19 protein-coding genes are annotated in these 25,491 nt (G+C 66.5%); 1 reads left to right on the forward strand and 18 read right to left on the reverse strand.

All coding sequences use genetic code 11. From position 1 onward, the window contains the following. Window positions 1-44: 44 nt before the first annotated feature. The 6 genes from AZKH_RS23680 to AZKH_RS23705 form a co-directional block, all read right to left on the reverse strand. Window positions 45-1,058, reverse strand: a complete 1,014-nt coding sequence (locus AZKH_RS23680) for a GlxA family transcriptional regulator (RefSeq protein ID WP_015451829.1) — start codon at window positions 1,056-1,058, stop codon at window positions 45-47. A gap of 354 nt (window positions 1,059-1,412) precedes the next feature. Continuing rightward, window positions 1,413-2,249, reverse strand: coding sequence for a proline/glycine betaine ABC transporter permease (locus AZKH_RS23685; protein WP_015451830.1), 837 nt, complete (start codon window positions 2,247-2,249; stop codon window positions 1,413-1,415). Then, window positions 2,242-3,450, reverse strand: coding sequence for a glycine betaine/L-proline ABC transporter ATP-binding protein ProV (gene proV, locus AZKH_RS23690; RefSeq protein WP_015451831.1), 1,209 nt, complete (start codon window positions 3,448-3,450; stop codon window positions 2,242-2,244). The genes AZKH_RS23685 and proV overlap by 8 nt, the downstream gene beginning before the upstream one ends. 75 nt (window positions 3,451-3,525) lie before the next feature. Continuing rightward, window positions 3,526-4,467: an electron transfer flavoprotein subunit alpha/FixB family protein gene (locus AZKH_RS23695; protein WP_015451832.1), complete on the reverse strand. Its 942-nt coding sequence runs from the start codon at window positions 4,465-4,467 to the stop codon at window positions 3,526-3,528. Next, on the reverse strand, window positions 4,468-5,217 hold the full coding sequence (locus tag AZKH_RS23700; RefSeq protein WP_015451833.1) for an electron transfer flavoprotein subunit beta/FixA family protein: 750 nt from the start codon (window positions 5,215-5,217) through the stop codon (window positions 4,468-4,470). It abuts the gene before it with no gap. A gap of 48 nt (window positions 5,218-5,265) precedes the next feature. Then, window positions 5,266-7,737: an FAD-dependent oxidoreductase gene (locus AZKH_RS23705; protein WP_015451834.1), complete on the reverse strand. Its 2,472-nt coding sequence runs from the start codon at window positions 7,735-7,737 to the stop codon at window positions 5,266-5,268. A 307-nt stretch (window positions 7,738-8,044) separates the two neighbouring features. On the opposite strand from AZKH_RS23705, the gene AZKH_RS23710 reads away from it, so the two are divergent. Continuing rightward, window positions 8,045-8,296 carry a hypothetical protein gene (locus AZKH_RS23710; protein WP_015451835.1) on the forward strand — a complete coding sequence of 84 codons (252 nt, stop codon included), beginning with the start codon at window positions 8,045-8,047 and terminating at the stop codon, window positions 8,294-8,296. Window positions 8,297-8,375: 79 nt separating this feature from the next. Here AZKH_RS23710 and folC read toward each other — a convergent pair whose 3' ends face one another. The 12 genes from folC to AZKH_RS23770 all read right to left on the reverse strand — a co-directional run bounded on the left by folC (window position 8,376) and on the right by AZKH_RS23770 (window position 25,477). Then, the gene (gene folC / locus AZKH_RS23715; protein WP_015451836.1) at window positions 8,376-9,692 is read right to left on the reverse strand and encodes a bifunctional tetrahydrofolate synthase/dihydrofolate synthase; all 1,317 of its coding nucleotides are present in this window, start codon (window positions 9,690-9,692) and stop codon (window positions 8,376-8,378) included. A gap of 120 nt (window positions 9,693-9,812) precedes the next feature. Beyond that, the gene (locus tag AZKH_RS23720) at window positions 9,813-10,070 is read right to left on the reverse strand and encodes a hypothetical protein (protein WP_156822294.1); all 258 of its coding nucleotides are present in this window, start codon (window positions 10,068-10,070) and stop codon (window positions 9,813-9,815) included. 38 nt (window positions 10,071-10,108) lie between these two features. Continuing rightward, window positions 10,109-13,591, reverse strand: a complete 3,483-nt coding sequence (locus AZKH_RS23725) for a pyruvate carboxylase (protein ID WP_231874590.1) — start codon at window positions 13,589-13,591, stop codon at window positions 10,109-10,111. A 7-nt stretch (window positions 13,592-13,598) separates the two neighbouring features. Beyond that, the gene (folB, locus tag AZKH_RS23730) at window positions 13,599-14,057 is read right to left on the reverse strand and encodes a dihydroneopterin aldolase (RefSeq protein WP_015451838.1); all 459 of its coding nucleotides are present in this window, start codon (window positions 14,055-14,057) and stop codon (window positions 13,599-13,601) included. A 74-nt stretch (window positions 14,058-14,131) separates the two neighbouring features. Next, window positions 14,132-14,776: a sarcosine oxidase subunit gamma gene (locus tag AZKH_RS23735; protein WP_015451839.1), complete on the reverse strand. Its 645-nt coding sequence runs from the start codon at window positions 14,774-14,776 to the stop codon at window positions 14,132-14,134. Next, on the reverse strand, window positions 14,769-17,795 hold the full coding sequence (locus AZKH_RS23740) for a sarcosine oxidase subunit alpha (protein WP_015451840.1): 3,027 nt from the start codon (window positions 17,793-17,795) through the stop codon (window positions 14,769-14,771). The genes AZKH_RS23735 and AZKH_RS23740 overlap by 8 nt, the downstream gene beginning before the upstream one ends. Beyond that, entirely contained in the window at window positions 17,792-18,094 is a 303-nt protein-coding gene (locus tag AZKH_RS23745) for a sarcosine oxidase subunit delta (RefSeq protein WP_015451841.1), read from the reverse strand. Before AZKH_RS23745 ends, AZKH_RS23740 begins: the two co-directional genes overlap by 4 nt. Window positions 18,095-18,108: 14 nt before the next feature. Further along, complete coding sequence (locus tag AZKH_RS23750) at window positions 18,109-19,359, reverse strand: sarcosine oxidase subunit beta family protein (protein ID WP_015451842.1); 1,251 nt, start codon at window positions 19,357-19,359, stop codon at window positions 18,109-18,111. Window positions 19,360-19,438: 79 nt separating this feature from the next. Then, entirely contained in the window at window positions 19,439-20,818 is a 1,380-nt protein-coding gene (locus tag AZKH_RS23755; RefSeq protein ID WP_015451843.1) for an L-serine ammonia-lyase, read from the reverse strand. A 21-nt stretch (window positions 20,819-20,839) separates the two neighbouring features. Next, window positions 20,840-22,102, reverse strand: coding sequence for a serine hydroxymethyltransferase (gene glyA, locus AZKH_RS23760; RefSeq protein WP_015451844.1), 1,263 nt, complete (start codon window positions 22,100-22,102; stop codon window positions 20,840-20,842). 260 nt (window positions 22,103-22,362) lie between these two features. Then, a complete protein-coding gene (locus tag AZKH_RS23765; protein ID WP_041657895.1) occupies window positions 22,363-24,336 on the reverse strand; it encodes a methyl-accepting chemotaxis protein in 1,974 nt (657 codons plus the stop codon). Between the two features lie 43 nt (window positions 24,337-24,379). Then, window positions 24,380-25,477 (reverse strand): hybrid-cluster NAD(P)-dependent oxidoreductase, encoded by a 1,098-nt coding sequence (locus AZKH_RS23770; protein ID WP_015451846.1) that lies wholly within the window; start codon window positions 25,475-25,477, stop codon window positions 24,380-24,382. Between the last annotated feature and the right edge of the window lie 14 nt (window positions 25,478-25,491).

Genomic DNA, 25,491 nt, shown 5'->3' on the forward strand with positions numbered 1-25,491 from the left:
AGGGCGCCGGCGAACCCGCCGGCGCCCGGCACACCGCCTACTAGTTAGTGCTGCACAGCCAGCAGGGTTGCCGACGGGAGGACCGGTGTCCTGCGAATCTGTACCCGTTCGGCGCTCGGGGGATAGCCGAAGAGACTGCGATAGCACTTCGAGAAGTGAGGGGGCGACTGGAAGCCGCAGGCGATGGTGATGTCGAGGATCGACATCGAGGTCTGGAGCAGCAGCTCGCGCGCGCGGCGCAGCCGCAGGTCCAGGTAGTACTTCGTCGGCACGCAATTGAGGTAGCGCTTGAAGAGGCGCTCGATCTGTCGGCGCGAGATGCCGATCTCGTCGGCCAGTTCGTCGAGCGACAGCGGCTCCTCGATGTTCGCCTCCATCAGCGACGCGACCTTGAGCAGATTCTCGTGACAGGAGCCGACCTGCGACTGCAGCGGCACGCGCTGGCGGTCGTTGTCGTCGCGAATGCGTTCGACGATGAACTGCTCGGAGATCGCGGACGCGATCTCATGTCCCAGATGCTCCCGGATGAGGTGCAGCATCAGGTCGAGCGGCGCCACGCCGCCGGAACAGGTATAGCGGTCGTAACTGATCGAGAAGAGCTTTTCGGTGAAGCTGATGCCGGGAAATTCTTCGAGGAGGCCCGCCATGTTCTCCCAGTGGATGGCCACGCGATGCTTTTCGAGCACGCCGGCCTTGGCGAGCGCGTAACTCCCGGTGCACAAGGAGCCGATCGGAATGTGGCGCTGCGCGAAACGGCGCAGCGCGGCCAGCAGCGGAGGCGTGACGGCTTCCTTGACCTTGATGCCGCCGCACACGAAAACGATATTGACCGGCCCCATGTCATCGAGCGCCACCGTCGGCGCCATGGACATGCCATTGCTGGCGATGGCCGGCTGGCCGTCGAGCGTGACGATCGACCACTGGTACACCTCGCGCCGGCTCAGGTGGTTGGCCATGCGCAGGGGCTCGATGGCGCTCGAGAGCGCGATCATCGAATAGTTATCGAGCGTAACGAATGCGAAACGATACGTGGGTGCTGCCGTCGTTGCTTCCAACATCGAATTGTCTCCTTCCAGCCCATTTTCATCGACCGGGAGGGATGCAATCCGGCGCGAACTGTCGCCGGCGCTCCCCCCGAAATTCTTCTTTTATGGGCGCATCTTATGCCCAAGGGTGGGCCACCCTGTTCCAATTGCGACATACTTCGTTCGATATACGCCAAATATAGACTGAACGCGTTGTCTGCGCGCGTCTCGCGTTGTGCAGGTGCGACCGCTCCTGGGGTGATGGCTTGTCTGAAAGCGACGGGGCGAAAGTCGAAGTTTCGAGGCCTGCCGAAAAGGCGCGAGGGGCGCCGCCACAGGGAATCCCCCGCGGTGGCGCCCCCCGGCGCAAGGCTGCGGACGCTGTCGTCAGGCCTTCTTCTGGCGCTGCACGCCGAAGCTCTCCGTGATGCGGTCGAGAATGATCGCGAGCAGCACGACGGCCAGCCCGGACTCGAAGCCGAGGCCGATGTCGAGCCGCGCGATACTCGTCAGCACGTCGTTGCCCAGACCGCCGGCACCGACCATCGACGCGATGATCACCATCGACAGCGCCATCATGATGGTCTGGTTGATCCCGGCCATGATGGAAGGCAGGGCGCCGGGAATCTGCACCTTGAACAGCAACTGGCGCGCCGTGCAGCCGAAGGTGATGCCCGCCTCGACCTGTTCGCTGTTGACCTGCCGGATGCCGAGATTGGTCAGCCGCACCACCGGCGGCATCGCGAAGATCACCGTTGCCAGCACGCCGGGCACCTTGCCCAGACCGAACAGCATCGCCGCCGGAATCAGATACACGAAAGCCGGCATGGTCTGCATGAAGTCGAGGCTGGGGCGCACGAAGGATGCGGCGAGGTTGCTCTTCGCCGTCCAGATGCCGAGCGGCACCCCGACCAGCAGGCTGATCAGGGTCGCCGCAATCACCAGCGCCAAGGTCGCCATCGTCGCGTCCCAGAAGCCGGTGCCGATGATCACGACCGCGGCAGCGGCACAGAACAGGGCGAAGCGCCACCCGACGCGCCAGAACGCGATCCCCGTCAGCACCGCGGCCAGCACCCAGCTGGGAACGAGCAGCAGCCCCTTCTCGACGAGTTCGGTCAGGTTTCCGACGACCGAGCCGATCGCGCCGAAAGCTCCGTGATCGTTCTCAAGCAGGAAATTGATCGCTTTATCGGCCCACTCGCCGATCGGCAGAAAGTCACGCATTGGCCGTCTCCTGGACCATGTTCCGCAGCAGGATCGTCTGGGTTACGGCGCCGAGGTAGCGCCGGTCGCCGTCGATGATCGGGAGCGGGTAGGGATTCTTGACGATGTGGCAGATCAGCTCGTTGATGCGGGTATCGCCCGAAATCGGCTGGATGTCGTCGAGCAGCGCCTGCTCGAGCGACATCTTTCCCTCTTCCAGGCAACGGTGCATCGAATCGATCGACACGGTGCCCAGCACGCGGCCTTCCTTGTCGACCACGAAGCTGTAGTTGCGTCGCATCTGCCGCAGGCGGCCGATCGCCGACTCGAAGCCGGCGCCGATGTCGGTCGGCGCCTCCATGACCAGGACCTCGTCCTGGAGCGCGACATCCTTGGCGGTGAGGTAACGCTTCACATCCACGCCCTTGAAGAAGGCGCGCACGTAGTCGTCGGCCGGATTGCGCAGGATGTCGTCGGGCGTGCCGATCTGCACCACGCGCCCGCCTTCCATGATGGCGATGCGATTGCCGATGCGGAACGCTTCGTCGAGGTCGTGCGAGACGAAGATGATGGTGCGCTTGTGCTCCTTCTGCAGGGTCAGCAGCAGTTCCTGCATTTCGGTGCGCTTGAGCGGATCGAGCGCCGAGAAGGCTTCGTCCATCAGCATCAGCGACGGGTTCACCGCCAGCGCACGCGCCAGGCCGACGCGCTGCTGCATGCCGCCGGACAGCTCGGCGGGGCGCTTGTGCGCGAAGGCCTTGAGGCCGACCTCGTCGAGCACCTCCATCGCCCGCATCTCGCGCTCCTTGCGCCCCACACCGGCGATCTCGAGCCCGAAGGCCGTGTTGTCGAGCACCGTGAGATGAGGCAACAGCGCGAAGGACTGGAACACCATCGCCATGTCGCGCCGGCGCAATGCGACCAGTTGGGCCTTGCTCATGGTCGCCACGTCGACGCCGTCGACGAGGATCTGGCCGGCGGTCGGCTCGACGAGGCGGTTCAGCAGACGGATCAGCGTCGACTTGCCCGAGCCCGACAGGCCCATGATGACGAAAATCTCGCCCTCGTTGACTGCGAAATTGGCATCCTGCACCCCGACGACCATGCCGGTCTGCTTGAAGATGTCGTCCTTGTGTTGGCCCTTGCGGAGCATCTCCATCGCGACTTCGGGTGTTCGTCCGAAGATCTTGTAGAGGCCCTTGGCCACGATCTTTGCTTTCATATGCCTACCTCTCCCCTCTTCCACATCAGGCGGAACGCCGAACACGGCGCCCCGCCCAGCAACCAGCGTCGATGCTCACGAGCTTAGCCGTTCGGCAAGCTCAGGGAGCGCTTCGTGGAGGTCGGCTACGAGCCCGTAGTCGGCGACGTTGAAGATGGGGGCTTCCGGGTCCTTGTTGATCGCGACGATCACCTTGGAGTCCTTCATGCCGGCCAGGTGCTGGATGGCACCCGAGATGCCGACCGCGATATACACGTCGGGGGCGACGACCTTGCCGGTCTGGCCGACCTGGTAGTCGTTCGGCGCGAACCCCGAGTCGACCGCCGCACGCGACGCACCGACCGCGGCGCCGAGCTTGTCGGCCACCTTGTCGAGCAGACCGAAGCCGCCGGCGGAACCGACACCGCGCCCACCCGAGACGACGATGCGCGCCGAGGTGAGTTCGGGACGGACGCTCTTGGTGAGCTCCTGCGACACGAAGCTCGACAGGCCGGCATCGATGGCACCGCCAACCGTCTCGACCGAGGCGCTGCCGCCCGTGGCCGCGGCCGGAGCGAACTTGGTCGTGCGCACCGTCACCACCTTGATGGGATCGCGCGACTGCACCGTCGCCAGCGCATTGCCCGCGTAGATCGGCCGCTCGAAGGTCGAGGCGTCGAAGACCGCGCTGATCTCGGAGATCTGCATCACGTCGAGGCGCGCTGCGACACGCGGCATGACTGCCTTGGCCACGCTGCAGGCCGGCGCGAGCAGATGGCTGTAGCCGCCGGCCTTCACCGCCGAGGCGATCACCGGCGCGAGGTTTTCCGCGAGCTGATGGGCAAGCGAGGGATCGTCTGCGACCAGCACCTTGGACACGCCCACGACTTTGGCCGCCGCTTCGCCCGCCGCGCCGCAGCCGGACCCGGCGACGAGCACGTGGACCTCGCCTCCGATCTGCACTGCGGCGGTGACTGCGTTCAGCGTCGCCGACTTGAGTTGGGTGTTGTCGTGTTCGGCAAGTACGAGGATGCTCATTTATGCGACCTCCACCAGATCTTTCAACTTGGCCGCGAGTTCGGCGGCCGAGGACAGCTTCACGCCGGCATGGCGCTTGGGCGGTTCAACCACCTTGAGGGTGGCCAAGCGCGGCGAGAGATCGACGCCGAGCGAATCAGCCGTGACGACGTCGAGCGGCTTCTTCTTTGCTTTCATGATAGCCGGCAGCCCCGGGTAGCGCGGCTGGTTGAGGCGCAGGTCGACCGTCAGCACCGCCGGCAGGCGGACCTTCGCGCGCTCGAGGCCGCCGTCCACCTCGCGCGTGATGGCGGCACCGCCACCGTCCAGCTCCAGACCGGACACGAAAGTGCCCTGCGCCCAGTCGAGGAGCGAAGCGAGCATCTGCCCGGTCTGATTGCAGTCGTCGTCGATCGCCTGCTTGCCGACGAAGACGAGCTGCGGTCCTTCACGGTCGACCAGGGCCTTAAGCGCCTTGGCCACCGCGAGCGGCTCGGTCTCGCCATCGGTCTGCACGAGGATGGCGCGATCGGCACCCATCGCAAGGGCGGTGCGCAGGGTGTCCTGGGCCTTGTCGGGGCCCACCGACACGGCGATCACCTCACTCGCCTTGCCGTCTTCCTTGAGCTTCACCGCCGCCTCGACGGCGATCTCGTCGAAGGGGTTCATCGACATCTTGAGATTGGCGGTGTCGACTCCGGTGCCGTCCGCCTTTACGCGCACGCTGACGTTGAAATCGACGACGCGCTTTACTGCTGCGAATATCTTCATGGTCTCCTCACTCTCACTCTGTCAGGGTCGTGACCCGCTTTGACCTGATCACGCCACCGCGTCGGCGCGCAGCTTGGTGTTCTCGGGGTCGAAGGGCGACTCGGGCACCACTGTGACGCGTTTGCGCTCGCCGAGGATCTGGATCTCGAGCTCGGTGCCGACCTCCGCGTATTGCGGCTTCACGTAGGCGAGTGCGAGGCTCTTGCCCAGCACGTGGCCGTAGTAGCCCGCAGTCGCGCGGCCGATCACCGCCCCCTTGGCGTTGAAGATCGGCTCGTTGCCGAGCGGGTCGGCGTCGACCACGTCATGCACTTCCAGGGTCACGAAGCGATTCGGCACCCCTGCGGCGAGCTGCCTTTCGAGCGCGGCGCGGCCGATGAAGTCGCCCTTGTCCATGCGGACGAAACGGTCGAGACCGGCTTCGAACGGCGTGTTCTCGCGGGTCAGGTCCGTGCCCCACATGCGATAGGACTTCTCGATACGCAGCGACTCCATCGCGCGGATGCCGACCATCCCGATCCCGAACTCGCGCCCGGCGGCGAAGAGCTGGTCGAAGATGTGGTGGGCGTACTCGATCGGGAAGTGCAGCTCCCAGCCGAGCTCGCCGACGAAGTTCACCCGCAGCGCATAGACATCGGTCGCCATTCCGACTTCGATCACCTGGCTCGTGAGCCACGGGAAGCTCTTGTTGTCGAGCGGCGAATCGGTCAGCTTCTTCATCACGTCGCGCGACTTCGGCCCGGCGACCACGAAGCAGCCGCGGCTGCTGGTGATGTTGCGCAGGACCACCGAGCCGTCGGCCGGCAGGTTCTTCTGCAGGAAGTCCGAGTCGAGGCGCTCTGCCGCACCGGCACTCACGACATAATAGTGATTGTCGGCGATCTTGGTGATCGTGAACTCGGCGTGGATGCCGCCACGCTTGGTCAGCGCATGGCACAGGGCGATACGGCCGATCTTGCTCGGCACCTTGTTCGCGACCAGCGAATCCAGCCAAGCCTCGGCACCCGCACCGATGACTTCGTGCTTCGTGAAAGCGGTGAGGTCGATGACGCCGACCTGCTCGCGCATGATGCGGCATTCGTTGCCGACGTGCTCGAAGTAGTTGGTGCGGCGGAAGCTCCACTTGTCATGGCGCTCGACGCCCTCGGGGGCGTACCAGTTGGCGCGCTCCCAGCCGTAACGCTGACCCCATACCGCGCCCATGCGGTCGAGCTTGTCGTACACCGGGCTGGTCTTGAGGGGACGGCCGTCCTCGCGCTCCTCGTCCGGGAAATGGACGGTGAACACGTTGCGGTAGGTTTCCTCGTTCTTCGCGATCGTGTAGCGCTTGCTGGTGTAGGCACCGAAGCGGCGCGGGTCGACCGCCAGCATGTCGATGCCGGGCTCGCCTTCGACGATCCACTCGGCGAGCTGCCAGCCCGAGCCGCCCGCGGCGGTCACGCCGAAGCTGTGGCCTTCGTTCAGCCACAGGTTGCGCTTGCCGAAGGCCGGGCCGATCAGCGGGCTGCCGTCCGGCGTGTACGAGATCGGACCATTGACGATCGTCTTGATGCCGCAGGTCTCGAGGGCGGGCACCCGCTTCATCGCCGCTTCGACGTGCGGCAGCAGGCGGTCGAGATCGCCTTCGAACAGGCTCTTGCCGAACCAGCCCGGCACCCCGTCGGCGAAGCGCGCCGGCGCGCCCTTCTCGTAGGGGCCGAGAATCCAGCCGTTGCGCTCCTCGCGCAGGTAGTACTGAGCGTCGGACTCGCGCAGCACGGCGAGCTCGTTGCCGCCGGCTTCGCGATAGGCCTTCAGCTCCGGCGACTCGTCATAGACGATGTACTGGTGCTCGACCGGGATCGCCGGCACGTTGATGCCGAACATGCGGCCCATCTGGCGCGCATAGTTGCCGGTGGCGCAGACGACGTGCTCGCAGGTGATGTCGCCCTTGTTGGTGGTGATCTTCCATTCGCCGGAGGCGAGCTGCTGCACGCCCAGCACCTCGGTCTGCTCGTAGATCTCCGCGCCGCCCATGCGCGCGCCCTTGCGCAGCGCCATGGTGAGGTCGACCGGAGCGATATGGCCGTCGTCCGGGTGATACAGGGCGCCGATGACCTTCTCGGTATTGACGCCGTCACCCAGGTCGATCAGCGGCCACAGTTCCTTGATCTGCGACGGGCTGATGACCTCGAAGGGCACGCCGATGGTATTGGCGGTGCCGCAGTATTTGAGGTACTCGTCCATCCGGTCGCGATTGGTCGCGAGGCGCAGGTTGCCGGTCACATGGAAGCTCACCTCCTGGCCGGTTTCCTCGGGCAGACGCTTGTACAGGTCGACCGAATACTTGTGGATCTGGCCCACCGTGTAGCTCATGTTGAACAGCGGCAGCAATCCGGCCGCGTGCCACGTCGAGCCTGCCGTAAGTTCGGTGCGCTCGAGCAACACCACGTCGGACCAGCCCTTCTTGGTCAGGTGGTACAGCGTGCTGACGCCGACAACACCCCCGCCGATCACAACTACGCGCGCATGTGCTTTCATCAATCGTGTCTCCCACTATAAGTCTGTGCGCCACCATCGGCGCTGCTTCACCCTGCGTCCCTTGCCGCCAGACTGCCGGGCTTGCGGACGGGAAAAGTGTAGGAGGACAGGAATTCGGCGCAGCTTCCAATTGCGACCGCCAAAAGCGGAAATGCGCCAAACGGCGTTTGCGGAATCGATATTCGAAAAAGCCGCCGAAAAGCGGTTGTCGCAGCCAGGAAGGAATGGGTCGCAACGCAAGGCGGAACGCGGGTCCGCCCTTATGCACCATCACATCGCGTTACACAAAAACAAGGACACTGGATTCATGAGCGCTCACGAAATCGTCGGCCTGTTCGGAGTCGCGTGCTACCAGATCGCATATTTTGCGATCCAGCTCGGCCGCATTGACCCGAACGACGGCCGCATCGTCGCACTCAACGTGCTCGGGCCGGTCACGCTTCTCTATTCCTTGATGCACGACTTCAACCTGCCGTCGTTCGTCGCCCACCTCGTCTGGGTGACGATCACCCTGGCGGGTTTTGTCAAGTCCCGCCTGGGACGGGTATCTCGCACCTGATCCCGATGCGCCGCTCGGGATCTACGGCGTCGGCATCGGGCTTAGCGCCGCAGGACGGCCACGCCCTGCCGGCGTCCGCTCAGGCGCAGGCGTGCGAAGCGGCGGGTTGCTGCCGGGTGAGCCGTGCGGGAGACGTCGCCTCCTCGCGCAGCACGTCGGCGACGGTGTGGAAGGAACCGAAGACGACGATCCGGTCGTTCGCGCTGTCGACATTGGCGAGCGCGTGACGGTAGGCGAGCGCCGGGGTCGCGAATTCGTCGATCGGCGCGTCCACGCCCTGGACACGCAGCGCCTGTGTCAGATGGGCGGCGGTCGCGCCGCGCGGTTCGTGGATGTCGGCCACGAGCCATTTGTCGATACGGCCCTTGAGCACGCCGATGACAGCCTCGATGTCCTTGTCGGCGAGCATCGCGAACACGGCCGTGGTTCGTCCGCCGGTCTTCGAGCATTCGAGGTTGTGGGCGAGCGCGGTGGCGGCATGCGGATTGTGCGCGACGTCGACGATCACGCTCGGGGCGTGGCGCAGGATCTGGAAGCGGCCGGCAACCGTGGCGTTGAGGAGCCCGCTGCGCAACGCGGATTCGGGAACCGGCAGGCGGTCGTGCAATGCGTCGAGGGCGGCGATTGCCGCACTCGCATTGGATAGCTGGAAAGCGCCCCGCAACCTGGGGTAAGGCAGCACCACCGCGTCGGCGCCGCTGCGCTGGAAGCGCCAATTGAGCCGCCGCGTGTCGTAGCCGAAATCGCGCCCGATCTCGCGCAGGTCGGCGCCGATCGAGGCGGCGTGGGCGCGAAGGCTCTCGGGCGGCACGGCGTCGGCGCAGATGGCCGGCTTGCCGCCGCGAAAGATGCCGGCCTTTTCGAAACCGATCGCTTCGCGCGTGTCACCGAGATAGGCGACGTGGTCGATGTCGACGCTGGTGACGATCGCGCAGTCGGCATCGAAGGCGTTGACCGCGTCGAGCCGGCCGCCGAGGCCGACTTCGAGAATGGCGACGTCCACACCGGTCTGCACGAACAGGGTCATCGCCGCCAGCGTGCCGAACTCGAAGTAGGTCAGCGCGAGATCGCCGCGCGCCCGTTCGACCTCGGCAAAGCTCTCGCGCAACTCGCGGTCGCTCGCCTCGCGGCGGTCGATGCGCACCCGCTCGTGATAGCGCAGCAGGTGCGGCGACGTGTAGCAACCCACCCGGTAGCCGGCCTCGGCGAGGATCGCCTCCAGCATCGCGCAGGTCGAGCCCTTGCCGTTGGTGCCGCCGACGATGATGACCGGGAAGCTCGGCGCCAGGCCGAGCGCGCGCTTGACCGCATGCACGCGTTCCAGCCCCATGTCGATCACGGTGGGGTGCAGGCGTTCGATATGGGCGAGCCAGTGGCTCAGCGTCTTCGGATTCATGGTCTCGGCTCCTTGCGTCGGCGTCGCCCGGCTCCGCGGAAGCGGGAGGGCTTGCGGTGATTTAACTGCAGCCGGTACATCGGGGCTGGTCCGCGCGCGACATTGCAATGTTTGGGGACGTCACCGCCCGCGCTGCGTGGCCTCCAGCCGCCGACCCAGTTGCACGACGCGTTCGTGGACCCGCACGTCGTTCACGCTCAGGGCCAGCTCCAGGCAACGCTGAAAGTCATCCGGGCTCACCTCCGCCCCGCAATCGACCGCATGCTCCAGACGCTTCACCGACAGCCGCCGATGGCCGAGCCCCAGGCTGTGGCGCAGCAACTGTAAGGCGATGACGGCGGCCTCGTCCGGGCCCACCGCCATCTTCATCGCATGCATCAGTTTTCGGGTGTCCTGTCGGCACATGGCAAAGACATTCAGTCGAGTTCGACGAGCAGATCCTTCGCTTCGACGCGGTCGCCGCTCGCGACGTGCACGCGGGTGACGACGCCGTCGCGCTCGGCCGCGACCATGGCCTCCATCTTCATCGCTTCGAGCGACACCAGCGGGCTGCCCCTCGTCACCCGCTGACCGACCCGCGCCGCCACGGTGACGACCGCGCCCGGTATCGGTGCGCCCACGTGGCCAGGGTTGCCGTCCTCGGCACGCGGATGCCGGCGGACGACCTCCGCGCCGGCACGCTTCACGCGCACGAGCCGGGGCTGTCCGTTGAGCTCGAAGAAGACTTTCACGCGGCCTTCGTCGTCGGTCGTCTCGCTGCGCGCGGTCTGGCGGATGTAGAGTGTCTTGCCGCGGTCGATGTCGACCGCGATCTCCTCGCGGTCCCGCAAGCCGTGCAGGAAGGCCGAGGTCGGCAGCACCGAGACGTCGCCGTAGCGCTGGACGTGCTCGACATACTCGCGGAAGACTTTCGGGTACAGCAGGAAGGACGAGAGTTCGTTCTCACTCGGACGACGGCCGAGCAGTGCCTCCAACTCGGCACGCGCGGCGTCGAGGTCGACGTCGGGCAGGAAATCCCCCGCGCGGCCCGCGAGCGGCGCCTTGCCTTTCAGAACCTTGCGTTGCAGTTCGGCAGGGAAGCCGTCCGGCGGGAAGCCGAGCTCGCCGCGGAAGAGCGACACCACCGAATCGGGGAAGGCGATTTCCTTTTCGGGCGAGAGCACGTCGGCTGGGCTGAGCTGGTTGGCGACCATGAAGAGCGCCATGTCGCCCACGACCTTCGAGGTCGGCGTGACTTTGACGATGTCACCGAAGAGCCGGTTGACGTCGCCATAGGCCTTGGCGACTTCGGGCCAGCGATGCTCGATCCCGGTCGCCCTGGCCTGCTCGCGCAGGTTGGTGTACTGCCCGCCGGGCATCTCGTGGCGATAAACGTCGGAAGCCGGTGCGCGCAGATCGGGCTCGAAGGGCGCGTAGTGGCGCCGCACCGCTTCCCAGTAGTGCGACAGCGACTGCAGCGCGTCCTGGTCGAAGCCGGGGTCGCGCGCGGTGCCCGCCAGCGCTGCGGCGATCGCGCCCAGGTTCGGCTGCGAGGTGAAGCCGCTCATCGCATCGAGTGCGCCATCGACGGCATCCACGCCCGCCTCGACGGCCGCCAGCGCGCTCGCCGCGCTGATGCCGCTGGTATCGTGGGTATGGAAGTGGATCGGCAGGCCGACCTCCTCCTTGAGCGCCTTCACGAGCGCGCTTGCTGCGCGCGGGCGGCAGATACCCGCCATGTCCTTGATCGCGAGGATGTGGGCGCCGGCCTTCTCGAGCTGCTTCGCGAGCTCGACGTAGTAGTGCAGGTCGTACTTGCCGCGCGACACATCGAAGAGGTCGCCCGTGTAGCAGATCGTCGCCTCGCACAGCGCGCCGGTTTCGCGCACCGCGTCGATCGCGACGCGCATGTTGTCGACCCAGTTGAGCGAATCGAACACGCGGAAAAGGTCGATGCCGGTGCCGGCCGCCTGGCGCACGAAATGGCGCACCACGTTGTCGGCGTAGTTGGTGTAGCCGACCGCGTTGGAGGCGCGCAGCAGCATCTGGAAGAGGATGTTGGGCACCGCCTCGCGCAGGCTCGCCAGGCGCTCCCACGGGTCCTCCTTGAGGAAGCGCAGCGCGACGTCGAAGGTCGCCCCGCCCCAGCATTCGAGCGCGAAGAGCTGCGGTGCGAGGCGCGCGTAATGCGGCGCAACCGCGAGCATGTCGGCGGTGCGCATGCGGGTGGCGAAGAGCGACTGGTGCGCATCGCGCATCGTGGTGTCGGTGACGAGCAGGCGCGGCTCTTCCTTCATCCAGCGCGCGAAGCCGTCCGCGCCGAGCTCGCGCAGGCGGTCGCGGGTGCCGGGCGGGACCGGCGTGGCGAGATCGCACGCAGGCGCCTTCGGACGCGGCAGAATCAGCTCCGGTGCCTTGCGCCCGGCCATTTCGGGATTGCCGTTCACCGCAACTTCGGCGAGGAAGTCGAGCAGCCGGGTGGCGCGGTCGCGGCGCGGCGTGAAGTGGAAGAGCTCGGGCGTCTCGTCGATGAAACGCGTGGTGCATTCACCCGACTTGAAGAGCGGGTGGGCGATGACGTTCTCGAGGAACTGCAGGTTCGTCGACACGCCGCGCACGCGAAACTCGCGCAAGCTGCGATCCATGCGCCCGTTGGCTTCGGCGGCGGTGTGCCCCCAGACCGTCACCTTCACCAGCAGCGAATCGTAGAAGGGGGTGATCACGGCGCCGCTGTAGGCGGTGCCGCCATCCAGGCGCACGCCGAAGCCGGCCGCGCTGCGATACGCGGTGATGCGGCCGTAATCGGGCGTGAAACCGTTTTCCGGGTCCTCGGTGGTCACCCGGCATTGCAGCGCATGGCCGTTGAGGCGCAGTTCGGCCTGCATCGGCACCACGTCCGGTTCGCCGATGCGCCCGCCTTCGGCGATGCGGATCTGCGCCTTGACGATGTCGACCCCGGTGACCTGCTCGGTAACCGTGTGCTCGACCTGGATGCGGGGATTCACTTCGATGAAGTAGAACGCGCCCGTGTCGGCGTCCATCAGGAACTCGACCGTCCCCGCGTGGGTGTAGCCCGCCGCATCGGCGAGCTTGAGCGCGAGGCCGCACACTTCGGCCCGTTGCGCCTCGTCGAGGTAGGGCGCCGGCGCCCGCTCGACGACCTTCTGATTACGCCGCTGAACCGAGCAATCGCGCTCGAACAGATGCACGCGGTTGCCGTGAAGATCGCCGAGGATCTGCACCTCGACGTGGCGCGCGCGGCGGACCAGCTTCTCGAGGTAGACCTCGTCGTTGCCGAAGGCCGCGAGCGCCTCACGGCGGGCGACCTCCATCGCCGGCAGCAGCGCCACCTCGTCCTCCACCACACGCATGCCGCGGCCCCCGCCGCCCCAGCTTGCCTTCAGCATCAAGGGGTAGCCGACGGCGGCGGCTTCCCGCTTCGCCGCCTCGGGGTCGTGCGGCAGCGCTCCGGTCGCCGGCACGACCGGCACGCCGGCCGCCTGCGCCAGCGCGCGCGCCGCCACCTTGTTGCCCAGCGTGCGCATGATGTCCGCATCGGGGCCGATGAAGACGATTCCCGCCCGCGCACACGCCTCGGCGAACTCCGGGTTCTCCGAGAGGAAACCGTAGCCCGGGTGAATGGCGTCGACCTTGGCTTCCTTCGCCACCCGGATGATGTCCGCGATGTCGAGATAGGCGCCGATCGGCTGCCGCCCTTCGCCGACGCGATAGGACTCGTCGGCCTTGAAGCGATGCAGGGCGAAACGGTCCTCGTCGGCGTAGATCGCTACGGTGCGGATGCCCATCTCGCTCGCCGCACGGAAGACGCGGATGGCGATTTCACTGCGGTTGGCGACCAGAAGGCTGCGGATCGGCTTGGTCATGGCCGGCGAGGAAGGCGCGGAGCAGGAGGAAGTCATGCGTGTTTCAGGCTCGGGTGCGGCGGCGGCGGATCGACACGCCGACGCTGTCGGCGACGTCGAAGATGCCGGGTTTGGAAACGTGGACCGCGACCGACAGCAGCTCGAAGTCGTCGAGGAGCGTGTCGGCGACGTTCTGCGCGAAGGCTTCGAGGAGCTCGCAGCGATTGAGCATCGCGTGGCGGCGTACCGCGGCCACCACCGCGCCGTAGTCGACGGCGTCGTTCAGGTTGTCGCTGAAGCACGCACGCGAATGCGTGAGGCCCAGCTCGAGGTCGATGACCAGCGGCTGCGGCGCGTGACGCTCGTGCTCGTAGACGCCGATCAGCGCCTCGACACGCAGGCCGCGCAGGAAGATCGTGTCGTCCCCGGCGAGCGGCGGCGCGCTGAAGGTTGCAGTGCGCAAGGGGCGGGCCTTGCGCGGGGCGGGCGCCAGAGCCGGCGCCTCCGTCGTTTCAAGCTTCATTCGAATACTCCGGATCAAGGGGACTGCCACCTTCGTCGCAGTCCCCGGCGACACAATCGGTCAGCGGCCCCGCTTTAGCGGGAAGCTACGAACACGCCGAACTCCTCGCTGGCGTCGAGCACCCAGCGATAGAGGTAGTCGGCGAAGCTGCGCCGGATCACCAGCTCCCAGCGCTCCTCGCCGACGCGGCGCACGATCGCCGAGGCCTTGGCGAAGGTCGTGCTCACGCCCTTGCCCACCGGGAACTGGCTCGGATGCACGTCGTAAGCCATCGACTTCATCAGCACCTCGCGTACCGCCCGGCCGGAGAGCTCCAGCACGGTCTGGCCACCGCTGACGATCATCACGGCGAAGTGGCCGGTGAGCGCAGTACGCAGGCGCATCTCGGTCTCGTGCTCGCGCCCGGCGGGTACGATCACGAGCCACTCGTCGGGCGACATCCACTGGATGCTCACCCCGCGCTCCGTGTCCATCGAGAGCAGCCCCATGCCCTGCGGCAGAGGCAGGCCGAGGACCTGCTCGACCCCGCCGCAGAAGGCCGCGTCGGCCGCGTTCCCGCGCAGCACGAGATGGCCGAGGAAGGCATGCTCGCGCACCACGACACCGGCCTCTTTCGCCGAACCGACGGTCTGCACGGTGACACGGCTCATCGCCAAGGGTGATTCGGCCTTCACGACCACTGCCGCCGGATTGACATTGAAAATCGCAAGATCAGACATGCTGACGCTCTCCCTTGGGATCGTAGAAGACCGGGCTCACCACCTCGGCCGCGTGAATGGTGCCGTCGGCCATCGGCATATAGACGGTCTGACCGATGCGCTGGCTGCCGCCCTTCACGAGGGCGAGCGCGAACGAATGGCCGAGCGTCGGGCTGAAATAACTGGAGGTGACGTGGCCGACCATCGGCATCGGAATCCGCAGCACCTTGTCGAGCACGATCTGCGCGCCTTCCTGCAGCACGAGATTGCGGTCGAGCGGCTTCAGGCCGACGAGCTGCTTGCGGTCCTCGCGCTTGGTGTCGGGGCGCGACAGCGCGCGGCGGCCGATCCACGAGTACGGCTTCTTGTAGCCGACGCACCACTGCATGCCGAGGTCCTCGGGCGTGACGGAGCCGTCGGTCTCCTGGCCGATGATGATGAAGCCCTTCTCGGCGCGCAGCACGTGCATCGTCTCCGTGCCGTAAGGCGTCAGGCCATACTTCTCGCCCTTCTCGAAGAGCGCCTTCCACACGTGCATCGCATGGTTCGCCTGCACGTTGATTTCGTAGGAGAGCTCGCCCGTGAAGGAGATGCGGAAGACGCGCGCCGGCACCCCAGCGACCGTGCCTTCGCGCCAGTCCATGAAGCCGAACTTTTCCTTCGAGAGGTCGATGTCGGTGAGCTCGGCGAGGAGCTTGCGAGCATTCGGGCCGTTGATCGCCATCGCCGCCCAATGGTCGGTGACGGAGTTGAAATAGACCTCCAGCTCCGGCCACTCGGTCTGGTGCCACAGCTCCATCCAGTCGAGCACACCCGCAGCACCGCCGGTCGTGGTCGTCATGTGGAAGTGGTTCTCGCCCAGGCAGGCGGTGACGCCATCGTCCATGATCATGCCGTCGTCCTTGCACATCAGGCCGTAGCGGCACTTGCCGGGGTCGAGCTTGGTCCAGGCGTTGGTGTAGAGGCGGTTGAGGAACTCGCGCGCATCCTTGCCCTGGATCTCGATCTTGCCGAGCGTCGAGGCATCGAGGATGCCGACGCCCTCGCGCACGGCGCGGCATTCGCGCTGCACGGCTTCGTGCATCGTCTCGTTGCCGCGCGGGAAGTACCACGGCCGCATCCATTGGCCGACTTCCTCGAACTTCGCGCCGTTCGCAACGTGCCACGCATGGAGCGCGGTGTAGCGGCGCGGATCGAAGAACTCGCCGCAGTGGCGGCCGGCGATGGCGCCGAAGGTGATCGGCGTGTAGTTCGGGCGGAACACCGTCGTGCCGGTCTGCGGGATCGTCTGCTTCAGGCAGCGCGCCGCGATCGCCATGCCGTTGATGTTGCCGAGCTTGCCCTGGTCGGTGCCGAAGCCCAGGCCCGTGTAACGCTTGACGTGCTCGATCGACTCGAAGCCCTCGCGCGTGGCGAGCTCGATGCCGGCGGCGGTGACGTCGTTCTGCTGGTCGACGAACTGCTTGGGGGCACGCATCGCGGGTTTGACGTGCGGCACCTGGTAGAGCGCGACCGCCCTGCCCTCGCGGATGTTGCGGATCGCCGGCACCGTCATGCTCGGGCTCTCGAAACCGCAGGCCATCAAGGCGCGGCTTCCGGCCTCAAGACCGTCGACGAGCGCTTCGGCGAGCGGCATCCTGCCGTTCACGCCTCCCACCGGCACGAGCCCCTTCACATCGCCCGGCACGAAGCCGAGGATGTCGTCGCGCCATTCCGGACGGACGCCGGAGTGAGCGGCCAGATGCACGACCGGGCTGTAACCGCCGGAAGTCGCGATTGTGTCGCAGGCCAATTCCTCGACCGCACCGTACACACGGAAGCCGACGGAATCGATGCTGGCGACGAGCGCGCCGGAAACGCGCTTCTCGCCGCGCGCTTCGATCACGGCACTGCCGGTGATGATGCGGATGCGCCGCGAGCGGGCCTCATGGACCAGATCGCCCTCGGGGTTGGCTCGGGCATCCACGATGGCGGCGACCTCGCGGCCGGCATCGTGCCAGTCGAGCGCGGCACGGTAAGCGTGGTCGTTCGACGTCGACAGCACGAGGCGCTGCCCCGGCGCGACGGCGAAGCGCCGGATGTAGATCGAGACGGCGCCGGCGACCATGTTCCCCGGCACGTCGTTATTGGCATACACCAGCGGACGCTCGTGCGTGCCGGTGGCGAGGATCACCTGCCCGGCGCGGACCTTGTGCATCCGGGCGCGCGCACGGCGACGGCCGTTGAGCAGCGGTGCGGTGTCGGCGAGGTGCTCGGTGCGGCGCTCGTGCAGCGTGACGAAGTTGTGGTCGTGATAGCCGTTCGCGGTCGTGCGCGGCAGCAGCAGCACGTCGGGCATCGTCGCGAGTTCGGCGACCACTGCGGCGGCCCATTCGGCGGCCGGGCGGCCATCGATCAGCTCGCGGGAATCGAGGAGCGAACCGCCCATCTCTTCCTGCTCGTCGCACAGGATCACACGCGCACCGGCGCGGCCGGCGGCGTAGGCAGCGGCGAGCCCCGCCGGGCCGGCACCGATCACCAACACGTCGCAATGGCGGTTGATGTGGTCGTAGATGTCCGGATCGCGCTCGCGCGGTGCGCGGCCGAGGCCCGCCGCCTTGCGGATGTACTTCTCGTACTTCGGCCACATCGAGGCCGGCGACATGAAGGTCTTGTAGTAGAAGCCGGGAGGCATGAAGCGGCCGCCCATCTTGCCGATCACGCCCATGACATCGCGGTCGACGTTCGGCCAGCCGTTGGTGCTCGTCGCCACCAGGCCGTTGTAGAGCGCCTGCTGGGTCGCCCGCACGTTCGGCACCTGCGCCGCCTCGCGCTCGCCGAGCTGGAAGATCGCATTCGGCTCGTCCGCGCCGGCGGCAACAATGCCGCGCGGCCGCGAGTACTTGAAACTGCGGTTCACCACGTCGACGCCGTTGGCGAGCAAGGCCGAAGCGAGCGTGTCGCCGGCGAAGCCCTGGTAGCTCTGACCGTTGAAGGTGAAGCGCACCGGACGGCTGCGGTCGATGCGTCCGCCGCTGGAAAGACGGTTGCGTTGACTCATTTCCCAGCCCTCCGGCTCGTCGCGTCGATCGAGGGCTGCTCGCCCGGCTTGTAGGTTTCCAGGATTTCGTAGCTCACGGTGTCGCGGGTGGCGTTGAAGAACTTGCGGCAGCCGGCGGCGTGGAACCACTGCTCGTGGTGCAGCCCGCGCGGATTCTTGCGGAAGAAGAGGTAGTCGCCCCAGGCCTCGTCGCTGGTGGTCTCGGGGTCCAGCGGACGCGCGATGTGGGCCTCGCCCTTGGGACGAAACTCCTCTTCCTCGCGATACTCTTGGCAATGAGGACAGTAGATATGCAGCATGTTCCCTGCTCCTGTCAGTGCGCGACGCCGGCGGCGCCGTGCTCGTCGATCAGTTTTCCGGAGATGAAGCGGTCGATGGAGAACGGAGCCGCCAGCGGATGCGCCTTGCCCTTGGCGAGGGTGGCCGCGAACACGTTGCCCGAGCCCGGCGTAGCCTTGAAGCCACCGGTGCCCCAACCGCAGTTGAAGAAGAGGCCGCCCACCGGGGTCGCCGAGATGATCGGGCAGGCGTCCGGCGTCGTATCGACGATGCCGCCCCATTGGCGGTTCATCCGCACCCGCGAGAACGACGGGAAGAGCTCGACGATCGCCTCCAGCGTGTGCTCGATGGTCGGGTAGCTGCCGCGCTGGCCGTAGCCGTTGTAGCCATCGATGCCGGCGCCGATGACGAGATCGCCCTTGTCGGACTGGCTGACGTAGCCATGCACGTGGTTCGACATCACGACGGTGTCGAGCACAGGCTTCATCGGCTCGGACACCAGCGCCTGCAGCGGATGCGACTCGAGCGGCAGGCGCAGGCCGGCCATCTTCGCGATCACGCTCGAATTGCCCGCGGCGACGACACCGACGGTCTTCGCGCCGATGAAGCCGCGCTTGGTCTCGACCCCCAGCACCTTGCCGCCGCTCGTGCGGATGCCGGTGACTTCGGTCTGCTGCAGCAGATGCACGCCGAGCGCGTCCGCCGCCCGCGCAAAGCCCCAGGCCACCGCGTCGTGGCGTGCCACGCCGCCGCGAGGCTGCCAGGAGGCGCCGATCACCGGGTAGCGGGTGCTGCGCGAGCAATCCATCAGCGGGACGATCTCCTGGATCTGCTTCACGTCGAGCACTTCGCCGTCGATGCCGTTCAGGCGGTTGGCGTTCACCCGGCGATGGATGTCGCGCATGTCCTGGAGCGTATGGCCGAGGTTCATCACGCCACGCTGCGAGAACATCACGTTGTAGTTGAGGTCCTGCGACAGGCCCTCCCACAGCTTCATCGCGTGCTCATAGAGCCAGGCGGCCTCGTCCCACAGGTAGTTCGAGCGGACGATGGTGGTGTTGCGCGCCGTATTGCCGCCGCCCAGCCAGCCCTTCTCGACCACCGCCACGTTGGTGATGCCGTGCTCCTTGGCGAGGTAGTAGGCCGTGGCGAGGCCATGACCGCCGCCGCCGACCACGATCACGTCGTACTGGCTGCGCGGCTCCGGGTTGTGCCAGGCCCGCTGCCAGTTTTCGTGGTGGCTGAGACCGTGTTTCAGGAGTCCGAATCCCGAATAGTGCTGCATCTTCTATCTCCTCGAATCCAGGCAGGGCGAACCGGCCCGGACCGCTATGACCCTCACCCGAGAGTCGCCTCGTTTCTCTTCAACACTCGATGACGTTCACCGCCAGACCGCCGCGGGACGTTTCTTTGTATTTGTCCTTCATATCCCGACCGGTGTCGCGCATCGTCTTGATCACCTTGTCGAGAGACACGAAGTGCTTGCCGTCGCCGCGCAGTGCCATTCGCGCGGCGTTGATCGCCTTCATCGAGCCCATCGCGTTGCGCTCGATGCACGGCACCTGGACGAGGCCGCCGACCGGATCGCAGGTGAGGCCGAGGTTGTGCTCCATGCCGATCTCGGCCGCGTTCTCGACCTGCTCCGGGGTGCCGCCCATGACTTCCGCCAGCGCGCCGGCCGCCATCGAGCAGGCCACGCCGACCTCGCCCTGGCAGCCCACCTCGGCGCCGGAGATCGACGCGTTCTCCTTGAACAGGATGCCGATCGCCGCCGCGGTGAGGAGGAAGCGCACCACCCCGTCCTCGGTCGCGCCGGGGATGAAGCGGTAGTAGTAATGAAGGACGGCGGGGACGATCCCGGCGGCGCCGTTGGTCGGCGCGGTGACGATCCGCCCGCCCGCGGCGTTCTCCTCATTCACGGCGAGCGCGTAGAGGTTCACCCAGTCCATCGTCGTCAGCGGATCGCGCAGCGACGCCTCCGGCGCGCTGGAGAGCTTGCGATACATCCCGGCGGCGCGGCGGCGTACCTTCATCCCGCCCGGAAGGACCCCCTCTTCCTCGCAACCGCGACGCACGCAGGCCTGCATCACCTGCCAGATGTGGAGCAAGCCGTTGCGCGTCTCCGCCTCGCTGCGCCAGGCCTTCTCGTTTTCCAGCATGAGCTGGCTCACCGAGAGCTCGTTCACCGCGCACTGGGTCAGCAGCTGGTCGCCACTGTGGAAGGGATACGGCAGCTGGGTGCTGTCTTCAACGATGCGGTCGGCGCCCGCCGCCTCTTCATTGACGACGAAGCCGCCGCCCACCGAGTAATAGACGCGATTCGCGAGCTCCGCGTCGCCTTCGCCGAAGGCGATGAGCCGCATGCCGTTCGGGTGGTACGGGAGGCTCTGGCGACGCAGGAAGACGAGATCGTTCTTCTCGTTGAACTCGATCTGGTGCAGCCCTGCGAGCGAGAGCGTGCGCCCCTCGCGAATGCGCCCGAGGCGGGCATCGATGCTGGCCGGATCGACGAGATCCGGCGCCTCGCCTTCGAGGCCGAGCAACACCGCCTTGTCGCTACCGTGGCCCTTGCCGGTAGCGCCGAGCGAGCCGTAGAGCTCGGCGCGCACGCGCCGCACCTTCGGCAGCACGCCGCTGTCCTTGAGACCGGAAACGAAGGTCAGCGCGGCGCGCATCGGGCCCACGGTATGGGAACTCGATGGTCCGATACCGACCTTGAACATCTCGAAAACGCTGATAGCCATGGCGTTGCGCCCCTGGGTTGCTTAGCGGGTGGCCGGATAGACCGGGAAGCGCGCGCACAAGGTCTTGGCCTTCTCACGCACAGCAGCGATCACGGACTGATCTTCGATGTTGTCGAGGACGTCGCAGATCCAGTGCGTGAGTTCCTTCGCCTCGGCTTCCTTGAAGCCCCGGGTCGTGATCGCCGGTGTGCCGATGCGGATGCCGCTGGTGACGAAGGGCGACTGCGGGTCGTTGGGCACGGAATTCTTGTTGACCGTGATGTGCGCCGCGCCGAGGGCCGCGTCCGCCGCCTTGCCGGTCAGCCCCTTGGCGACGAGATCGACCAGGAAGAGGTGGTCGTCGGTGCCGCCCGAAACGATCTTGTAGCCGCGCTCGATGAACACGGCGGCCATCGCGCGGGCGTTGTTGAGCACCTGCTGCTGGTACTCGCGGAACTCGGGCTGCAGCGCCTCCTTCAGCGCGACCGCCTTGGCGGCGATGACGTGCATCAGCGGGCCGCCCTGGATGCCGGGGAAGACGACGGAGTTGAGCTTCTTCTCGAGCTCTGCATTGGCGCGAGCCAGGATCAGGCCGCCGCGCGGGCCACGCAGCGTCTTGTGGGTCGTCGTGGTGACGACATCGGCGAAGGGGATGGGGTTGGGGTAGAGACCCGCGGCGACGAGACCGGCGACGTGGGCCATATCGACGAAGAGCTTCGCGCCCACTTCGTCGGCGATCGCGCGGAAGCGCTTCCAGTCGACGACGCGCGAATAGGCCGAAAAGCCCGCGACGATCATCTTGGGCTTGCACTCGCGGGCCAGCCGCTCGACCTCTTCGTAGTCGATCTCGCCGGTCTGCTCGTTCAGGCCGTACTGCACCGAGTTGTAGGTCTTGCCGGAGAAGTTGACCTTGGCGCCGTGGGTCAAGTGACCGCCGTGGGCGAGGCTCATGCCGAGCACGGTGTCGTGCGGCTCGAGCAGCGCCATGTAGACGGCGGCGTTGGCTTGCGAACCGGAGTGCGGCTGGACGTTGGCGTAGTCGGCGCCGAAGAGCTGCTTGGCGCGGTCGATGGCCAGCTGCTCGACCACATCGACGTGCTCGCAGCCACCGTAGTAGCGCTTGCCCGGATAACCCTCGGCGTACTTGTTGGTCAGCACGCTGCCCTGCGCCTCCAGCACGCGCGGGCTGGTGTAGTTCTCGGATGCGATCAGCTCGATATGTGATTCCTGGCGCGAGAATTCCGCGTCCATCGCGGCCTTGAGCTCATCATCGAAACCTGCGATGCGATCGGTCATTGCGAACATCGGTTCTGTCTCCTTTCGGGGTTGTCTTGCCGCCGCAACCGAGCAGAGCGCGGCGGGTGGCTTCGTAATGGAGACAGATGTTAGGAAGTTCGCTGATAGGGCTATTGCCTGTAACCGTCACGCGCTTACTCAATTGGGACAACAGGACTCGGCGGTCGAAGGGGCATCAACGATGCTGCAACGCACGATGACGCGGCTCGACGAACCCTGCCGGGCAAGCAGGGACGCCGAGACGCGATGGACGGGGAAATGCGGAGGATTCAGAGCCGGAAACGCCCCACCATGACGTGGAGCTCGTTGCTCAATTGCGCCAACTCGACGCTGGACGCGGCAGTGCCTTCCATCGTCGCGGCCGCCTGATCGGCGCTGGTCCGGATGCTCTCCATGCTCCGATCGACCTCGGCCGCGACCGAACTTTGCTGTTCGGCCGCAGCGGCGATCTGCTGGTTCAAGCGATGGATGGCCGCGACCGCCTCGGCAATGCTGTGCAACGCACCTTCGGTCTCGCCGACGTCGCCAACCGAGAGCCGCACGAGTTCGCTGCTGATGGTGATCTGCCGTACCGAATCCTGCGCGCTTCGCAGCAAGGCACGGACGAGATCCTCGATCTCGACGGTCGATTTCTGCGTGCGCTGCGCGAGAAGACGCACCTCGTCGGCGACCACGGCGAAGCCGCGCCCCTGCTCTCCGGCGCGGGCCGCTTCGATTGCGGCATTGAGCGCAAGCAGATTCGTCTGTTCGGCGAGCCCCTTGATCACGTCGAGCACGGCGCCGATGTTTTGCACCTCGCCGTGGAGGATGCCCATGCTGTCGCTCGCCGAAGTCGCCGCTGCAGCCAGTTGCTCGATGCGCCCGATGCTGTTCTTCACCACGTGTCGGCCGCTCTGGACGGCGGCGTCCGCCGATTCCGCGGCCGATGCCGCATCTTCGGCGCTGCGCGCGACCTCGTGAACGGTCGTCGCCATCTCGCTCATGGCCGTCGCCACCTGCTCGGTTTCCGCTTTCTGGCTGCTCACTTCAGCGTTGCTGCGCTCGGCCGCGACGGAGAGACTTTGGGCTGAATCCGCAATCCTTCCGATTCCGGCTTGCAGGCCCCCGACGATGCCTCCGAGCGCCGAAGACATCCGATCCATGGCGCGCATCAGTTGCCCGACCTCGTCCGCGCCCCGGACATCGATTTTCTCCGTCAGATCGCCATCGGCGATACGGTCGGCCACCCGGATCGCGTTGCCGAGGCGACGGACAACCACGCGCGTAATCAGCGCCGCGGCGCCCAGCCCGACCAGCAAGGCTGCAGCCGAAGAGATCAGGATGAAACCGCTGCTGGCGGCGAGGTGATCCCGCATTGCGTAAGCCTGCTGCCCGTAGGCCTGGTCAACCTGCCGCAACACGTCATCGGCGCGCGCCCGCATCTGCGCGTGGACCTTGCGTTCCTGCGCCAAGAGGCCGGTGTACTCCTTCAGTCTGTCTGCGAAGCCGCCGAGATGGGACTTCGCCTCCACCAGCACGCCGCGGTAGGCCGGATCGCCGCCCGCCGCATCGAGGAGCTTCGCGATCACGGCCAAGGCCTGGTCGGTCTGCGCGATCGTCATTGCGCCCTCGCCCGCCGCCGCGTCGTCCTTGCGGCTCTGCTCCAGGCGGACACGGGCTTCGTTGATCGCCTGAAGCGCCAGACGCGCGACCTCGCCGAGTTCTCCGGCCTGTCCCACCAGGCCGGCACCCTCGCGCCCGTGCGACGCCTTCAGGGCCGACAAGCCATCTTCCATGAACTGGCCACGGACCAGATCGAGCGTACCGGTCACGTTCTGCACCGACCAGGCGGCCGATTCGAGGGCGAGATCCTTCTTCTGGGAGAGATCCACGAACTGGTCGAAGGCCTCCCGGTAGCCGCGCACGGCGGCATCCACCTCGTCCATCGCCGCCGCGTTCGCCGGAGAGCGTGCTCTCAAGGCTTCGCTCGAAGCGAGAATGCCGTCGAGGCTGCCGCGCACCGCATCCGCGGACGCAGCATCGCCCGTCAAAGAGAAGCTCCGCTCCTCCACGCGAACCCGCAGCGCGGCATCGCTGATCTGCGACATCTGCTTGAGCAGATCGAAGCGCCGGTCGGCCGCCTGCATCGTGCTCACGGCGATCGCAGCCACCATTCCAGTGAGCAGCAACACCAGACCGAAGCCGCATGCGAGCTTCTTCGCCAGGCTCAAATCGGCAAATTGCCACTGCACCCCCCGCTGCACTCCTCCTCTACGTTCCACGTAAACCCTTTTCCCGGTGCTACGGTTATCGATCCAGAACCAGATCCGACAAGGGTTTGCTGCAGCAGGGCAGGAACATGCCCTGGTCGATCTCGCGCTGGCGGATGCCACCGCCATGCTTCATATCGACGCTACCCGACGTCAGCTTCGACTTGCAGGTCCCGCACATGCCCTTGGTGCAGGAAACCGGCAGGCGGAGCCCTGCGGCACGGGCCGCCTCGAGCACGGTCTGCTCCGGCGCGCAACGCACCGAGACTCCGCTCTTCGCGAACTGCACGTCGAAGCCTTCGGCGACTTCCGTAGCGACAGCCGGCGCTGCCTCCTCTTCGGCCGCGGCGCCGAAGTTGAAGCTCTCCTCGTGGTAGCGCCGCATGTCGAATCCCGCAGCCTCGAGCAGCGCGCGCACGGCAGCCATGTAGGGCTCGGGACCGCAGCAGAAGATCTCGCGCTCGGCAAAATCCGGGGCGATGGCACCGAGCAGCGACTGCGTCAGGCGACCGGTGGGAGCCGCCCAGTCGGGCTCGTCACCCAGCTGCTCGCACACGAACGCCGTCCGGAAGCCCGGCTGGTTGATCGCGAGGAGACTCAGCTCGCGGCGGAAGACGATGTCTTTCGGCGTGCGCGCGCTGTGCACGAAGACGATGTCGCAGGGTTCGGCCAGATCGTGCACGCTCCGCGACATCGACATCAGCGGCGTCACGCCGGAACCGCCCGACAGGAACAGGTACTTGGCCGCCGGATGCAGACTGGCGGAAAACTCGCCGGACGGCCCCAGGGCACGCAGGCTCATGCCGGGCTGAAGATGGTCGTGCAGCCAGTTCGACACCTTGCCGCCGGGAACCCGTTTCACGGTGATCGAAAGGGTGTCGGGGCGGGTCGGCGGCGAGGAGATCGTGTAGCAGCGGTTGATCGCTTCGCCATCGATCTCCAGTTCCAGCGTGAGGAACTGACCCGGCAGGAAGCGGAACAGCACCGGGCGCCGCGCGCGGAACAGAAAGGTGACGACGTCATGCGTCTCCTGGCGCCGCTGGCTGCACACCAGCTCATCGTCCTCGTCGCTGTTCCACAACGGCGGCAAGCCGCACCAGGCATCCGCCGCAAAGCGGTCGTTCGGGGCATTCATGTCCTGATCCTCAG

It is taken from the genome of Azoarcus sp. KH32C (genome assembly GCF_000349945.1).
GTDB lineage: Bacteria > Pseudomonadota > Gammaproteobacteria > Burkholderiales > Rhodocyclaceae > Aromatoleum.

Coding starts and splice junctions, on each gene's coding strand:
- AZKH_RS23680 (WP_015451829.1), bottom strand. CDS start 1,058: ATGTTGGAAGCAACGACGGCAGCACCCACGTATCGTTTCGCATTCGTT.
- AZKH_RS23685 (WP_015451830.1), bottom strand. CDS start 2,249: ATGCGTGACTTTCTGCCGATCGGCGAGTGGGCCGATAAAGCGATCAAT.
- proV (WP_015451831.1), bottom strand. CDS start 3,450: ATGAAAGCAAAGATCGTGGCCAAGGGCCTCTACAAGATCTTCGGACGA.
- AZKH_RS23695 (WP_015451832.1), bottom strand. CDS start 4,467: ATGAGCATCCTCGTACTTGCCGAACACGACAACACCCAACTCAAGTCG.
- AZKH_RS23700 (WP_015451833.1), bottom strand. CDS start 5,217: ATGAAGATATTCGCAGCAGTAAAGCGCGTCGTCGATTTCAACGTCAGC.
- AZKH_RS23705 (WP_015451834.1), bottom strand. CDS start 7,737: ATGAAAGCACATGCGCGCGTAGTTGTGATCGGCGGGGGTGTTGTCGGC.
- AZKH_RS23710 (WP_015451835.1), top strand. CDS start 8,045: ATGAGCGCTCACGAAATCGTCGGCCTGTTCGGAGTCGCGTGCTACCAG.
- folC (WP_015451836.1), bottom strand. CDS start 9,692: ATGAATCCGAAGACGCTGAGCCACTGGCTCGCCCATATCGAACGCCTG.
- AZKH_RS23720 (WP_156822294.1), bottom strand. CDS start 10,070: ATGCATGCGATGAAGATGGCGGTGGGCCCGGACGAGGCCGCCGTCATC.
- AZKH_RS23725 (WP_231874590.1), bottom strand. CDS start 13,591: ATGACTTCCTCCTGCTCCGCGCCTTCCTCGCCGGCCATGACCAAGCCG.
- folB (WP_015451838.1), bottom strand. CDS start 14,057: ATGAAGCTTGAAACGACGGAGGCGCCGGCTCTGGCGCCCGCCCCGCGC.
- AZKH_RS23735 (WP_015451839.1), bottom strand. CDS start 14,776: ATGTCTGATCTTGCGATTTTCAATGTCAATCCGGCGGCAGTGGTCGTG.
- AZKH_RS23740 (WP_015451840.1), bottom strand. CDS start 17,795: ATGAGTCAACGCAACCGTCTTTCCAGCGGCGGACGCATCGACCGCAGC.
- AZKH_RS23745 (WP_015451841.1), bottom strand. CDS start 18,094: ATGCTGCATATCTACTGTCCTCATTGCCAAGAGTATCGCGAGGAAGAG.
- AZKH_RS23750 (WP_015451842.1), bottom strand. CDS start 19,359: ATGCAGCACTATTCGGGATTCGGACTCCTGAAACACGGTCTCAGCCAC.
- AZKH_RS23755 (WP_015451843.1), bottom strand. CDS start 20,818: ATGGCTATCAGCGTTTTCGAGATGTTCAAGGTCGGTATCGGACCATCG.
- glyA (WP_015451844.1), bottom strand. CDS start 22,102: ATGTTCGCAATGACCGATCGCATCGCAGGTTTCGATGATGAGCTCAAG.
- AZKH_RS23770 (WP_015451846.1), bottom strand. CDS start 25,477: ATGAATGCCCCGAACGACCGCTTTGCGGCGGATGCCTGGTGCGGCTTG.